Source organism: Paenibacillus rhizophilus, assembly GCF_003854965.1.
GTDB classification, from domain to species: Bacteria; Bacillota; Bacilli; order Paenibacillales; family Paenibacillaceae; genus Paenibacillus_AQ; species Paenibacillus_AQ rhizophilus.
This window is the reverse complement of the sequence record NZ_RQPI01000013.1, coordinates 59,844-72,447: the sequence shown is the minus strand read 5'-3', so window position 1 is coordinate 72,447 and position 12,604 is coordinate 59,844. Positions and strand designations below refer to the sequence as shown.

The window sequence follows — 12,604 nt, the reverse complement described above, 5'->3', positions numbered from 1 at the left end:
GGACTGCCTCCCCCAGGGCTTGCCAAGAAACTTGAGAAATTGATGCTGGAGGAAAATGAATGAGTACTATAGACCTGGCAGGACAGCTTTCCAGTTACACGGGGAGATTGCTTAGGGAACGGTTCGGTAGAGGCCCCGAGTCCGTATACGCTTCGATTTCGAAGCAATGTATTGCGCTGCATATACGTAATTTCATGGGACCGGTAGAGCGTTTCTTGCTCAGTAAAGAGGAGGAGCAGGCCTTTCGCTACACGCGCGAGCTGCTGATGAAGTCTCTTCTTCCCGAATTGTCCTCTTATATAAAGGATGAGCTGGAGATCGAGGTTACTGAGATTTTCTATGATTGGGGTATACATAACGCATCAGGAATGATTGTGGCTCTGATCAAGGGCGGTGAAGCCTTCACTGATGACTACGTGGGACAGGATGAGGTTCATAACCAGATTAACGAAGTAAGCCGTAAGGTTCAGAGGTTCCCGGATCTCACAACTTCGTGGTGGATAAATCCTCGCACACTGATCGTCAAGCGAGAAGGCATACTGATTCCACTGGAGAAAGAACTGATCGATCTGGGCTACGAGAATACACTTAAGACGACCAAGCGAAAGATGGAGAAGCGTTATTTGGAGACGACCACCATTGCGCAGCTGTTCGGCAAGGAACTGGCCGATATTTATGTGGACTGGGATTTCGATAAAGATAACAGCGTTATCGCATTTACGTTCAATTCATAGAAGGTTTAGGTGGAAATGAGTCGGACATGCAAATGAGCCGAACATAAGCCGAAGAAAGGGGAGTATTCCCTTTCTTCGGCTTTTTCATTTTTAGGGCAATTATTGAATGGCGGGACCGCTATAAGGGGGATAGCATATGGAAGATAATTGGCAAAAAGTCCTATATGTGGAAGATAATCCGCTGAATATGGCGCTGATGCACCATCTCTTCAAAAAAAATCTGCCTTCCGTTCTGCTCCTGAAAGCCGAAACGGGTGAGATTGGACTTGAAATTGCAGAAAGGCAGCAGCCGGACCTTATTATCCTGGATATCGGTCTTCCGGGTCTAAACGGGTATGAGACGCTGGAATGCCTGCAGCAGGGGGAGAATACACGCCATGTTCCGGTCCTGGCCATCAGCGCATTTGCCCAATTGTCGGATATCGCCAAAGCGCGGCAGGCAGGGTTTGCGGGATATATTACCAAGCCGATTCAAGTTAGAACCTTCACGGAAACCGTACAGAGTCTGCTTGCCGGAGGGGCGGGCAGCTTTGCCGGCTACTGAATATCATCTAGGAAAAAGAATGCTCTGGGGAGAGCGCACCATGAAAAACCATAGGTAGAAGGTGCTCGGAATTGCTGAAAGGAACAGGATTTGCATTTGACTTTCGCCCGAATATGCAAGATATTAATAATACAGTTTTAAACTATTAATCTTTCATGTTTATTTTCCATTCCACAGATGGGCAGGTGGAGCATTTGCTAAGAAAGTATACGGATGGATATTCCCCTTTTGAACAGGCCTTTATGACGGCGGCTGTCGGAGAAGGCTTTCTTTCCGTCGATACGAAGTGGACAGACATCAATCCTGCCGTTACCGGCATTCTTGGCTATAGCGAGAGCGAACTGCTTGAGCATGACTTCACCAGCGTGGTACACCTGGATGATTTATCTGTGGCGGAACAGATGATCCGTCTCCTGCGGGACGAAAATACAACTTGCCAGGAGCATGAGATTCGGATGGTTTCCCGGGAAGGGATGCCAATCTGGGTGCGCCTGCGGCTTACGTTAATTGATGAATCCGCTGCCCAGGCGTCCCGGTATTACATTGTCAATCTGCTCCCTATTTCGGAGCCGGATACCCGGTACGGAAATGTTCTGCACGGCGATGAGGATCTGTACCGCTCTATTGCCGCCAATATGAGAGATATTATCTATTTCACTTCGCTTGACGGCAGATGCCTGTACTGCTCTCCTTCAATTTATGAAATACTGGGTTATCAGCCCGAGGAATTGCTAGGGAAGCGCAACTATGGTCTGTTGCATCCGGATGATCTATCACTTGTGTCCGGACCAGAGAAGATGGAACGCCAAAGCGTCCAATTGCGCGCACAACATAAGGAAGGCCATTACATATGGCTCGATTTCATGCTTCGTATTGTGGAGGACGGACATGGCCGGAATCTGCTGGCTGTTGGACGCGATATGACGGAGCGCAAAATCGTGGAGCGGCAGCTGCAGGAAATGCTGGAGAGATACACCTCGCTGAAAAAGTACAATCATGATGCGATAATCTCGGTCGATTTGCTGGGGAACATGATCAATGGGAATGAGAGAGTCTGTCAGTTGACAGGTTACAACATCTCCGAGCTGACCGGAATGAATGTGTCCATCCTTGTCGGGGAAGAGCATTTGGACGATATTCTCGCGTTTTCCACGGAGCATACGTTCAAAGAGCCCGATATCGACCGTATTCGCCATAAGGACGGCCATTTTGTGGAAGTCATTGCGACGGTTGCGCCCATTATTATCAACAACACCAAAACGGGTTTTTATATTATCGTCAAAGATATAACCGAGCAGAAAAAGCTGCTGATTGAAAAAGAACTTGCCGAGAGCATGAATCAGGCCAAAAGCGAGTTTCTTGCGGTCATGAGCCATGAAATCCGCACTCCGATGAACGGGGTGATCGGGATGACGGACTTGCTGCTGGATATGAGCCCGCCGGATTCTTACATGCGGGAGTATCTGGAGATTATACGAAAAAGCGGAGATACGCTGCTCTCGATTATCAACGATATTCTCGATCTCGCCAAAATCGAAGCGGGGCGCACCGATTTGCATGAAGAACGTTTTGAACTAAGACCGTGCATTGAATCGGCGGTCATGGTGCTGGCCCATAAAGCGGAGAGCAAGGGACTGACGCTTCGGGTTTCGGTCGATCCGGAGACTCCGGAATTTGTAAGAGGAGACAGCGATCGCTTCAAACAGATTCTGATGAACCTTGTGGGCAACGCCGTCAAATTCACTTATAGCGGCGGAGTGACCGTCGAGGTTCGAACGGCAGGAATCCACCGGAATGAGGTAACGCTGGAAGTCAAGGTGTCCGATACCGGTGTCGGTATACCCGAGAACCAGCGGGAAAGGCTGTTCGAGCCGTTCTACCAGCCGGATCGCTTTATGCAGCGCCAGCATGAAGGGACGGGGCTGGGACTTGCAATCGCGAAAAGGCTGGTCGGCTTGATGGGCGGCAGTATCGGGCTGGAGGATTCGGACCAGGGAGCGACCTTTGTGTTTACAGTCGTCTTCCGGCAGGAAGAATACAGTGGAAACCGGGTGGAACCGGATGCAGTCCGCGAAGGAAGAACGGATTCCCGCCCTCTGCGAATTCTTGTGGCTGAAGATAATGAAGTCAACCAGATTGTCCTGAGGAAGATGCTGGAGAAACGTGGACATACCGTATCCATAGTTTCCGATGGGCTTCAGGCGGTTCATGCGCTGAACGACAACATGTATGATCTTGCTTTTATGGATGTCCAGATGCCGCGTATGAATGGGCTGGAAGCAGTAAAGGTGGTCAAGGACACACTCCCCCCGGAGAAAATTCCGGTTATTATTGCGATAACGGCCAACGCCTTGAAGGATGACCGCGAGAGATGTCTGGCGGCGGGGATGGATGAATATATCAGCAAGCCTGTGAGAACCGAGACGATTCGTAAAATGATCGGGAAGTTTTTCTGAGAACGCGGGAGAGTTGGACCGGCGGACATAAGCTTTGGTATTAAGCAAAGAGACGAGTTAACGAATTATCGTTATCGTCTCTTTTTTTGCGGATATTGCGGAATGCCTATGCCTTTTTCTCGTTGTACATATTGGAGTCGGCAAGAGTAATCAGTACGGAAAGGGTGGAGTTGTCGTCGGGATATAGGGCTGAGCCGATGGAGATATTGACGGGCAGATTCATGCTGGCCGACAACCCGGCAATCGCCGTATTGAGCCGGTGTTTGATCGATTCCACCTCTTCATAGCCGGAGCAGAGCCCGCAGAGCAAGAACTCATCTCCTCCCCAGCGGACGGCAAACGTCTGCCTGCTGCTTTCCAGCTGCAAAAGCTTGCCAATTTCAATAAGCATGGCATCGCCGGTTTGATGATTCCGTGTATCGTTATGTGGCATGAAAAAAGCTTAAGAAAGGCATGATAATTAAGCATGCAATTTACTTCAAGCGAGGATTGGATAATGGACAAACAATCGTCTTCGAAAGGCAGCGGGAAGCTCAAGTGGTGGCAGTTGTCTTTGCTCGGAGTGGCGGGAACGATCGGAACGGGCTATTTTCTGGGTTCGGGCCTTGCGATTATGATTGGCGGACCGTCCGTACTGATCGCTTATTTTCTGGCTGCGGCCGGAACCTATGTCGTATTCGACGCGCTGTCCCGCATGACGGCTGATCATCCCGAACAAGGCTCCTTCCGTTCATACGCGCAGAAGGCATTCGGGGGATGGGCGGGATTCGGAAGCGGATATGTTTATTGGTGCTCCGAGCTGCTTATTATGGGGAGTCAGCTTACGGCGTTGTCCATATTCTCCAGATTTTGGTTTCCGGCTGTTCCGATGTGGATTTTCGCCGCCGGTTTCGGTTTGCTCGGTCTGATTATCGTCTTTTTCGGCAACAAGGGCTTTGACAGGGTAGAGAATGTGCTTGCCGTTGTCAAAATCGCCGCGATTGTCATGTTTCTGATTATTGCGGCGGGACTTCTTGCGGGCTGGATCGACGGAGGGCGGTTTAAACCGAATGTGCCGCTGACGATGAAAGAATTTTTCCCGAACGGCGGAATGGGACTGTGGTCATCGTTTATTTTTGCCTTTTACGCTTATGGCGGCATTGAGGTGCTCGGCATTATGTCATACCGGCTCCAGAAGCCGGAGGAGGCCCCCAAAGCGGGGAAAATCATGCTGCTGCTTTTGGCGGGCGTGTATGCCCTGTCGATCGCCTTAGCCGTAACCATGGTGCCCCAATCCAAATTCAATCCGAAGGAGAGCCCGTTCGTGCTGGCTTTAAGCAGCGACCATTTGGCTTTTGTTCCCCATGTTTTTAACGGGGTGCTGATCGTTGCCGGCTTCTCCACGATGACTGCTTCGCTGTATGCCGTTACTTCTATGATGATTACGCTTGCGCAGGAGGGTGACGCACCCGGATTGTTCTCGCGGAAGCTGAAGGACAAATATCCGGTGCCTGCGCTGAGCCTGATTGCGGCAGGTCTTACGGCGACCATCGTAATGGCTCTGCTGATGCCGGGAAAGGTGTATGAGTACATTACCACGGCGGCAGGTCTTATGCTGCTTTACAACTGGTCGTTTATTTTATTGTCTTCTGCAAAACTGCTGAAGCCCGCCAAACTCAGCGGCTTCAAACGCTGGTGCGGGCTTATGCTGATCGCTGCGGCGGTTATAGGAACGGTCTTTCATCATGAGAGCCGGCCGGGCTTCTTTATCAGCCTGCTGCTTGTGGCGCTCATTGCCGGCTGCGACGCGATCGTCCAGCGTGTGCGCAAAGGGCGCAGCGGCAAGGAAAGGGAGCAAGACAAGCCGGAGAATCCGGCGGCTGCTCCCCTCCACGGACGCTTAAGCGGCGGGCCGGGTTTTCGCATCAAGGGGATTTGGCTGCGCAAATCACGGCGTTAGTGGAAAAAGAGCAGACGCGCCGCTTCCTTTCCGAAGTATAAACCGAATCCGATCAGCGCCAGTCCGGAAATGACGGACAAGCTTTTTAATACCCGGCTGGTCAAGAATTTACGAAAAAAGCTGGCTGCCCCAGCCATGCTGATATCCCAGAGGAGAATACCGAGAACGATGCCGCCGCTGTACAGAATAAGCTGCTGCATCGGAAACTCTGCAGCGGCTTTGGCCAGTACGGAACCGTAAATTCCGAGCCAGAACAGGATCGACAGCGGATTGAACAGAGACATCAGAAATCCGGAAAGCAGGGATTTGCTGAGCCTGGCATCGTCTCTTGCTGATCCCGGGACGGAGACGCGGCCGGCATCCTTAATGCTCTCAATCCCGGTGTAGACCAGCACAAGAAAGCCGAACAGCCACAGAAAAGCTTTGATATAAGGGGATTCCAGCAGTTGAATGACGCCGAAATAGACAAGCAGCATATATAAAATGTCCGCACAGATCGCGCCGAGCCCGACGAACCAGGCATGCCAGAAGCCGCTGCGGAACCCTTTGTCCAACTGTGCGGCGTTAATGGGCCCTATAGGTGCTGAAAGCGATATTCCAAGAAAAATGTAGCCGATAAAAATGTCCACGGTCACGTCTCCTCCTCAGCCGGATAGGTCGTACATCTTATCCTATTCGGCGTGATGGGCATGTACTACATTTTTTGGGGATTAAGGGTTAGATTAAAGTATTGCAGTTTTAATGCTTTAATGCGTTGGTTAGAGCCATTGCATCAGGCGACAATATCCATTAAGATACCAGAAGAAAAGACTTCGCTGTCCTCCCGGACGGCGACCGTTATGATAAAGAAAAGACGTTGACGAAGAGAGTAAGCGCAAACTCGCGGATCTGAACAGGGAAGGCATGCCGAAGACTGAGAGCTGCCCCGGATACGATTGCCGCCGAAATTCACTTCCTAGTCGGTTCCTGAAGTGCCTTTACGGGCATGGGTAGGGAATCCCGCACCCCGCGTTACAGGGTTTAAGGCAGAGCTGAGTTCCTTCGAACTGAAGAACGGCTCTAAATAAGGGTGGTACCACGGCTCCTCGTCCCTTGACGGAGAGCCTTTTTGCGTTGTTATAAAAGAGAAGAGGGAGTGTAACACATTATGAGTAATGCGGAACTGGAACAATTAAGAAGCCGGCTGGATGAGATCAACAGCGAACTGCTCGCGCTTATTTCGGAGCGGGCTGCGATTGTCCGTGATATCGGGGCTGTCAAGGAGAAGCAGGGAGTGCCGAAATTCGATCCCGAACGGGAAAAGAAGATGCTGGACAAGCTCGTAGCCGAGAACAAAGGACCGTTCACCGAAAGCACGATCCGCACGCTGTTCAAGCAGATCTTCAAGGCATCGCTTGACCTGCAAAGCACCGAGCATAAGAAGAGCCTGCTTGTCAGCCGCAAGACCCGCAAGGAAGACACGGTTATCCTCCTTCCAGGAGACGTTGTCGTTGGCGGCAGCGCTTCGGTGATGGTTGCGGGTCCTTGCTCGATTGAAAGCGAGCAGCAGACCCGGGCGGTAGCCGCGGCGCTGCAAAAGGCGGGCGTGCGCGTAATGCGCGGCGGTGCGTTCAAGCCTCGCACCTCGCCGTACGATTTCCAGGGTCTTGGCATGGACGGCCTGCGTATTCTGCGCGAAGCCGCGGATGAGTACGGTCTTCTGACCATCAGTGAAATCGTCGACCCGGCGCATATCGAGCCGTCGCTTGACTATGTCGACATCATTCAAATCGGCGCGCGCAACATGCAGAACTTCGAGCTGCTTAAGGCGGCCGGCGAAGTGAACAAGCCGGTGCTGCTGAAGCGCGGACTTGCGGCGACGATGGAGGAGTTCCTGCATGCGGCGGAGTACATTATGTCCCGCGGCAATACGCAGGTCATGCTGATCGAGCGCGGCATCCGCACCTACGAGAAATGGACGCGCAACACGCTTGATATCTCCGCCGTGCCGATCCTGAAGCAGGAGAGCCATCTGCCGGTGCTGGTCGACGTAACCCATTCCACCGGCCGCAAGGACATCCTCATTCCATGCGCGAAGGCTGCCCTTGCAGCGGGAGCCGACGGCATTATGGTCGAGGTTCATCCCGATCCGGCGACGGCGCTGTCCGACGCGGCGCAGCAGCTTAATTTCGACGAATTCAACACGTTCTTCGACGAAGTGAAGGCGTCCGGACTGTACCGCCAATAATCCCTGCGAAAGCGTGCGGTCCGTCCTGCCGAAGCTTAGCGGATGAAGGTTTCCCGATTTTGTCATGAATGCTGGGCTGGACTCCCTTCCAAGCTGACGCTCCCGATGTTAAAATTTGAGGTAACAACCTTGGGAGGGACCTATTTATGCGCGTTCACGATATTACTTTGACCCGCGACTTTTCCTCCGATGACCTCAAGAGCATATCGATTAATGCGGGACGCTACCTTTCCGAGATTATACTGCTGAAGCCGGATGCGGTCATCGATGTGAAAAGCTTGCTGGGAATGATGCTGTCTCCACTCAAAAAAGGCTTTGTCATTACCATTCGCACCAGAGGCAAGGACGAAGAAGAAGCGCTGGACTTTATGTGCGAGATTATGGATTCCGGTATGGATTCCGGTATGGATTCCAGTTGGCTGAACAACGCCGTCCCGAATGGTGGGGAAATGGCTGAGAAACAGTTCTGATTAAAGACAGGAAGTTGAGCTGCCGTGCTCAATGAACTGGAAAAGGGATGTTCCAAAAGCCATGAAATGGCTGCTGGGACACCCCTTTTTTAAATATTTCGAATAATGCAGAATACAGACGAAAATGAAAGAAAAAACTTGAAACAAACGCTTACAAATGGATGGTCCCTAATTGTGGCCGCAATGGCGGGTCAGGTAAAATTAACGGCATTAGCGTTGAACCGGACCTGTTACACTCAAATTCAAACCGCAGGAGGGATTCTTTCCATTGAAGCAAAGCAAATTGAATAACGGTTGGCTATCGAATACCCGGAGCGACGTTCTGTCGGGAATGACGGTGGCCGTTGCGCTCATACCGGAGGCGATCGCTTTTTCGATTTTGGCGGGAGTCAGTCCAATGGTGGGCTTATACGCGTCTTTTTGTATTGCAATCGTAACGGCAATCGCCGGAGGGCGGCCGGGTATGATTTCGGCGGCCACGGGAGCGATGGCGCTGCTGGTCGGCACCCTTGTCTTGAACCACGGCATCGAATATTTGTTCGCGGCCACGATTCTCTGCGGCATTTTTCAGATTCTGATGGGTGTGCTGAAACTGGGGCGCTTTATTACGTTTTTGCCGCAGCCGGTAATGACCGGTTTCGTGAATGCCCTAGCCATTCTTATCTTTATGTCGCAGCTGACGCATTTCAGCGGACAAGGCCCGCTCATGTATATACTCGTTGCCCTGACACTTGTTATCATATACACCGTGCCAAGGCTGACCAAGGCTGTGCCTTCGGCTCTGATCGCGATTATTATCGTTTCGGCGCTGACCATCTTTCTGCATCTTAATGTCAAAACGGTAGGAGATATGGGGCATATAACGGCCTCTTTGCCGCTGTTCCATCTTCCGCAGGCGCCGCTTACGCTGGATACGCTGCTCATTATTTTGCCGTATTCCTTGTCACTTGCGGTCGTAGGGCTGCTTGAATCACTAATGACGGCTACACTCATTGACGATATTACCGGCACCGGCAGCGACAAGAACCGAGAGGCCAAGGGCCAGGGGCTGGCGAATATCGTGACCGGCTTCTTTGGAGGAATGGCGGGCTGCGCCATGATCGGACAGTCTATGGTCAATATGAAATCCGGCGGCCGTACGCGGCTGTCCACCTTCGTGTCGGGCATCTTTCTGCTGTTCCTGATTCTGGTGCTCGGCGACGTGGTCAAGCAGATCCCGATGGCCGCGCTGGTCGGCGTCATGATCATGGTGTCGGTAAGCACATTTGAATGGGGCTCGCTGAAATCGCTTGTCCGCGTTCCGCTCAGCGATGCGCTCGTCATGCTCGTTACAGTGATTTCGGTTGTAGCCACGCATAATTTATCAATCGGCGTGCTTCTGGGCGTGCTGCTGAGCGCGCTGACTTTTGCCTGGAAGATGGCTTCGATCCGCATGACGGTAACAACAGAGGGCGGCTCCAAGACATATATCGTTTCGGGACAGCTGTTCTTTGGCACGATGAGCCATTTTATCAATGAGTTCAGTTATGAGACCGATCCGGATACAATTGTCATCGATTTCTCGCATTCGCATATTTGGGATCAATCGGCGGTGAACGCCATCTCAAAGACGATGGACAAGTATGAACAGTATGGAAAAACAGTAACGATCATCGGCATGAATGAAGAAAGCTCCAGGCTCGTAAGCCGGGTGGGACTAAGAGTGACGGACGGTCACTAGCATATATCATACGGACAGAAAGACGGCGTTCCTCTTCGCAGGACGTCGTCTTTCTTGCTTGCCCGGACGAATGATTTTTCAGGCCAATTAGCTGCGACCTTTTTTGCGGAGCCGCCGTATACAAAGTATAGTGGAAGGCCGGCTGAATCCGGGCAGAATGACTTTGGACTCCGAAACAACATCCCGGCCAGGGCTTCCCGAATTAATTAGGGGGAATGTTTGTGAATATGGAGACCAATCCAAAGCTGAGGTCGTTTCGTTCGGGGAGAATAATCGGCGTCGTAGCAGCCGTGCTCATCGTGCTGTTGATCGGGGGGAATGCCTTTTCCACGGTGGAATACGGGCATGTGGGACTGTACAAGACGTTCGGAAAGCTGAACGACAATATTTTATCGCCGGGTATCCATTTTAAGCTTCCGTTTATTCAAACCATTATCCAGGTCAACACGCAGGTTACCAAGGCGGAAACCGATACGTCGGCTTCGTCGAAGGATCTTCAGCCCGTATCCACACATGTGGCGGTGAACTATTCCGTGAACAAGGAGTCGGCGTACAATCTGATGAACAATATCGGCGGCAGCTTCGATTCGGTTATCATCAATCCCGCCATCCAGGAAATCGTCAAGGAAGTTACGGCCCGGTATCCCGCCGAGGATCTGATTACCCGCCGCGACATCGTCGCCGGCGAGATCAGCGGACATTTGACGACCCGGCTTGCCAAATACGATCTGATTGTGAACGACATCAATATCGTCAATTTCAAATTCTCCGAAGCGTTTAACGATTCGATTGAAGCAAAACAGGTGGCCCAGCAGCAGGCGCTGAAAGCGGAGAATGATCTGAAGCGGATCGAAATCGAGGCGAAGCAAAAGATCGCCCAGGCGCAGGCGGAAGCCCAGTCGCTTAAGCTGAAGAAGCAGGAAGTCACCCCCGAGCTCGTACAATTGAAGCAGATTGAGGTTCAGGAGAAAGCGCTGGAGAAATGGGATGGGAAGCTTCCGACCGTTACCGGCGGGGCTGCTCCGTTTATCGATATTGGCTCTCTAACCGCAAAATGAGCCGATCAAGCTCGCTGCGTTTTAATCATGCTTGAGCGATAACAAATAACCTCCAACGACGCCTTGGCGGAATTGGAGGTTATTTTTATCAGCCGATGAAGTGCAATTAATACTGAAACAAAACGGTCGGAAGCTGCCAGCCGGCTCCCACCGACCAGAAGAAAATGTAATCGCCCCGTTTGATGCTCCCCTGTTCAATGCCGCGCTGCAGCGCGATAAAAGGGCTGCTTGTCCCCGTATAGCCGAACTCATCGCCCACATAGATGAATTTATCCATATCGGCGCCCAGCTTTTCGCAGATCAGTTCGATATTTTTCAGCGAGAACTGCGACAGGCAGAAGGCCGAAATATCGTCCAGGGTTAATCCGTTGCGCCGCATCACTTCCTGTATATCGGCTGCTGCGGGTTCGACCACGCAGGTGCCGTCAAACGGCTTCCAGGCAATCCGTATTTGCTCGGGGGTCATTTCGGGATTATAAATATTGGACAGGCCGCACGCGGGAAACATGATATTCTCACAATCGCCGGAATCGGTGTAGTACAAGGAATCAATGAAGCCGGGCCCTTCGGAACTGCGCTCTAGAATAACGGCCGCGGCGGCATCCCCGAAATTGGGCGACGTGATCTCATCTTCGGGGTTGCAGTTCACCGAGCTGAGGTCGCTTCCCACGACCAGAGCATTGCGAATATGGGGGTTGGACAGCATATAACGGCTTGCCTGCTCTACCGCAGCCACCATGCCGGCGCAGTTCGCGTTGGAGTCGAGTGTAATCGTTCGGGATTTGCCGTGAAGCAGATTATGCAGCAGCAGCGCATTCGTAGGATAAGTATATTCCGGTGTTTGAGACGAGAAGACAATCATATCAAGGTCCTCGCCGACCAGTCCAGCATCCGAAAGGGCCTTCCGGGCAGCCTGATGACCCATGGTCAACGCGTTCTCCCCTTCGGCCGCAATATATCTCTGTTCCCTGCCCATCACTTGCAAAAAGCGGGTAATATCCTTGCCCATACTTTTAAAATGATTCGTATAATAATCATTGTGAACGGCTTTTTCCGGATGATAATACGCAACTTGGCGAATCGAAATATGCTCCAGAGCGGACACCTCCCTAGACTTCTCTGATCTCGTAATGTTCCAGCTTAGTATTTCGCGCTACACGACTAAGCTGCATTTTGAGAACGGGATTTTTGGCAATGATAAAGACGACGTTCTTAAAGCCCGATTCTTTATACATCACATAGCATTGTTCCAGCATGGGGACGACCCCCGGCGCGGTGACATTCATCGTAGTGCAATCCAACACAATTTCATACTGTTGAGGGTTGAACTTGCTTACAGAATCGTTGTAGGCGGCGACGAAACGGGCGGCGTCTTCCTGTGAGAAAGAACCCTCCACGGTAACATTCAGTGTGTGCGAAGCCGGGCTGGTTTCGAATTTGAAGCTTCCCATTTGTG

Annotated in this window: 13 protein-coding genes; 9 read left to right on the top strand and 4 right to left on the bottom strand. The window is 51.7% G+C overall.

Annotation, left to right across the window (positions count from 1 at the left end; translation table 11 throughout):
• Positions 1–59: 59 nt before the first annotated feature.
• The 3 genes from EH198_RS18840 (at position 60) to EH198_RS18830 (ending at position 3,734) form a co-directional block, all read left to right on the top strand.
• Positions 60–734, top strand: coding sequence for a Na-translocating system protein MpsC family protein (locus EH198_RS18840; RefSeq protein WP_124697072.1), 675 nt, complete (start codon positions 60–62; stop codon positions 732–734).
• Between the two features lie 136 nt (positions 735–870).
• Positions 871–1,278, top strand: coding sequence for a response regulator (locus tag EH198_RS18835; RefSeq protein ID WP_124697071.1), 408 nt, complete (start codon positions 871–873; stop codon positions 1,276–1,278).
• A 155-nt stretch (positions 1,279–1,433) separates the two neighbouring features.
• Positions 1,434–3,734, top strand: a complete 2,301-nt coding sequence (locus EH198_RS18830; RefSeq protein WP_124697070.1) for a PAS domain-containing hybrid sensor histidine kinase/response regulator — start codon at positions 1,434–1,436, stop codon at positions 3,732–3,734.
• Between the two features lie 106 nt (positions 3,735–3,840).
• On the opposite strand, the gene EH198_RS18825 is transcribed toward EH198_RS18830, so the two are convergent.
• A complete protein-coding gene (locus EH198_RS18825; RefSeq protein WP_124697069.1) occupies positions 3,841–4,167 on the bottom strand; it encodes a GGDEF domain-containing protein in 327 nt (108 codons plus the stop codon).
• A gap of 63 nt (positions 4,168–4,230) precedes the next feature.
• Between EH198_RS18825 and EH198_RS18820 the strand changes: the two genes are divergently transcribed.
• Positions 4,231–5,673 carry an amino acid permease gene (locus EH198_RS18820; protein ID WP_124697068.1) on the top strand — a complete coding sequence of 481 codons (1,443 nt, stop codon included), beginning with the start codon at positions 4,231–4,233 and terminating at the stop codon, positions 5,671–5,673.
• On the opposite strand, the gene EH198_RS18815 is transcribed toward EH198_RS18820, so the two are convergent.
• Positions 5,670–6,302: a LysE family transporter gene (locus EH198_RS18815; protein WP_124697067.1), complete on the bottom strand. Its 633-nt coding sequence runs from the start codon at positions 6,300–6,302 to the stop codon at positions 5,670–5,672. The genes EH198_RS18820 and EH198_RS18815 overlap by 4 nt on opposite strands.
• Before the next feature lie 518 nt (positions 6,303–6,820).
• On the opposite strand from EH198_RS18815, the gene EH198_RS18810 reads away from it, so the two are divergent.
• From EH198_RS18810 to EH198_RS18795, 5 genes are all read left to right on the top strand, one after another.
• Positions 6,821–7,900 (top strand): bifunctional 3-deoxy-7-phosphoheptulonate synthase/chorismate mutase, encoded by a 1,080-nt coding sequence (locus EH198_RS18810; RefSeq protein ID WP_124697066.1) that lies wholly within the window; start codon positions 6,821–6,823, stop codon positions 7,898–7,900.
• A 146-nt stretch (positions 7,901–8,046) separates the two neighbouring features.
• Positions 8,047–8,370 (top strand): HPr family phosphocarrier protein, encoded by a 324-nt coding sequence (locus EH198_RS18805; RefSeq protein ID WP_124697065.1) that lies wholly within the window; start codon positions 8,047–8,049, stop codon positions 8,368–8,370.
• A 138-nt stretch (positions 8,371–8,508) separates the two neighbouring features.
• Entirely contained in the window at positions 8,509–8,661 is a 153-nt protein-coding gene (locus EH198_RS24800) for a hypothetical protein (RefSeq protein WP_185702971.1), read from the top strand.
• Positions 8,639–10,090: a SulP family inorganic anion transporter gene (locus EH198_RS18800; RefSeq protein ID WP_124697064.1), complete on the top strand. Its 1,452-nt coding sequence runs from the start codon at positions 8,639–8,641 to the stop codon at positions 10,088–10,090. The genes EH198_RS24800 and EH198_RS18800 overlap by 23 nt, the downstream gene beginning before the upstream one ends.
• 227 nt (positions 10,091–10,317) lie before the next feature.
• On the top strand, positions 10,318–11,148 hold the full coding sequence (locus EH198_RS18795; RefSeq protein ID WP_124697119.1) for a prohibitin family protein: 831 nt from the start codon (positions 10,318–10,320) through the stop codon (positions 11,146–11,148).
• A 106-nt stretch (positions 11,149–11,254) separates the two neighbouring features.
• On the opposite strand, the gene EH198_RS18790 is transcribed toward EH198_RS18795, so the two are convergent.
• Positions 11,255–12,244, bottom strand: a complete 990-nt coding sequence (locus EH198_RS18790) for a ketoacyl-ACP synthase III (RefSeq protein ID WP_124697118.1) — start codon at positions 12,242–12,244, stop codon at positions 11,255–11,257.
• Positions 12,245–12,257: 13 nt separating this feature from the next.
• On the bottom strand, positions 12,258–12,599 hold the full coding sequence (locus tag EH198_RS18785) for a hypothetical protein (RefSeq protein ID WP_124697063.1): 342 nt from the start codon (positions 12,597–12,599) through the stop codon (positions 12,258–12,260).
• Between the last annotated feature and the right edge of the window lie 5 nt (positions 12,600–12,604).

Coding starts and splice junctions, on each gene's coding strand:
- EH198_RS18810 (WP_124697066.1), top strand. CDS start 6,821: ATGAGTAATGCGGAACTGGAACAATTAAGAAGCCGGCTGGATGAGATC.
- EH198_RS18820 (WP_124697068.1), top strand. CDS start 4,231: ATGGACAAACAATCGTCTTCGAAAGGCAGCGGGAAGCTCAAGTGGTGG.
- EH198_RS18785 (WP_124697063.1), bottom strand. CDS start 12,599: ATGGGAAGCTTCAAATTCGAAACCAGCCCGGCTTCGCACACACTGAAT.
- EH198_RS18835 (WP_124697071.1), top strand. CDS start 871: ATGGAAGATAATTGGCAAAAAGTCCTATATGTGGAAGATAATCCGCTG.
- EH198_RS18840 (WP_124697072.1), top strand. CDS start 60: ATGAGTACTATAGACCTGGCAGGACAGCTTTCCAGTTACACGGGGAGA.
- EH198_RS18805 (WP_124697065.1), top strand. CDS start 8,047: ATGCGCGTTCACGATATTACTTTGACCCGCGACTTTTCCTCCGATGAC.
- EH198_RS18830 (WP_124697070.1), top strand. CDS start 1,434: ATGTTTATTTTCCATTCCACAGATGGGCAGGTGGAGCATTTGCTAAGA.
- EH198_RS18825 (WP_124697069.1), bottom strand. CDS start 4,167: ATGCCACATAACGATACACGGAATCATCAAACCGGCGATGCCATGCTT.
- EH198_RS18795 (WP_124697119.1), top strand. CDS start 10,318: ATGGAGACCAATCCAAAGCTGAGGTCGTTTCGTTCGGGGAGAATAATC.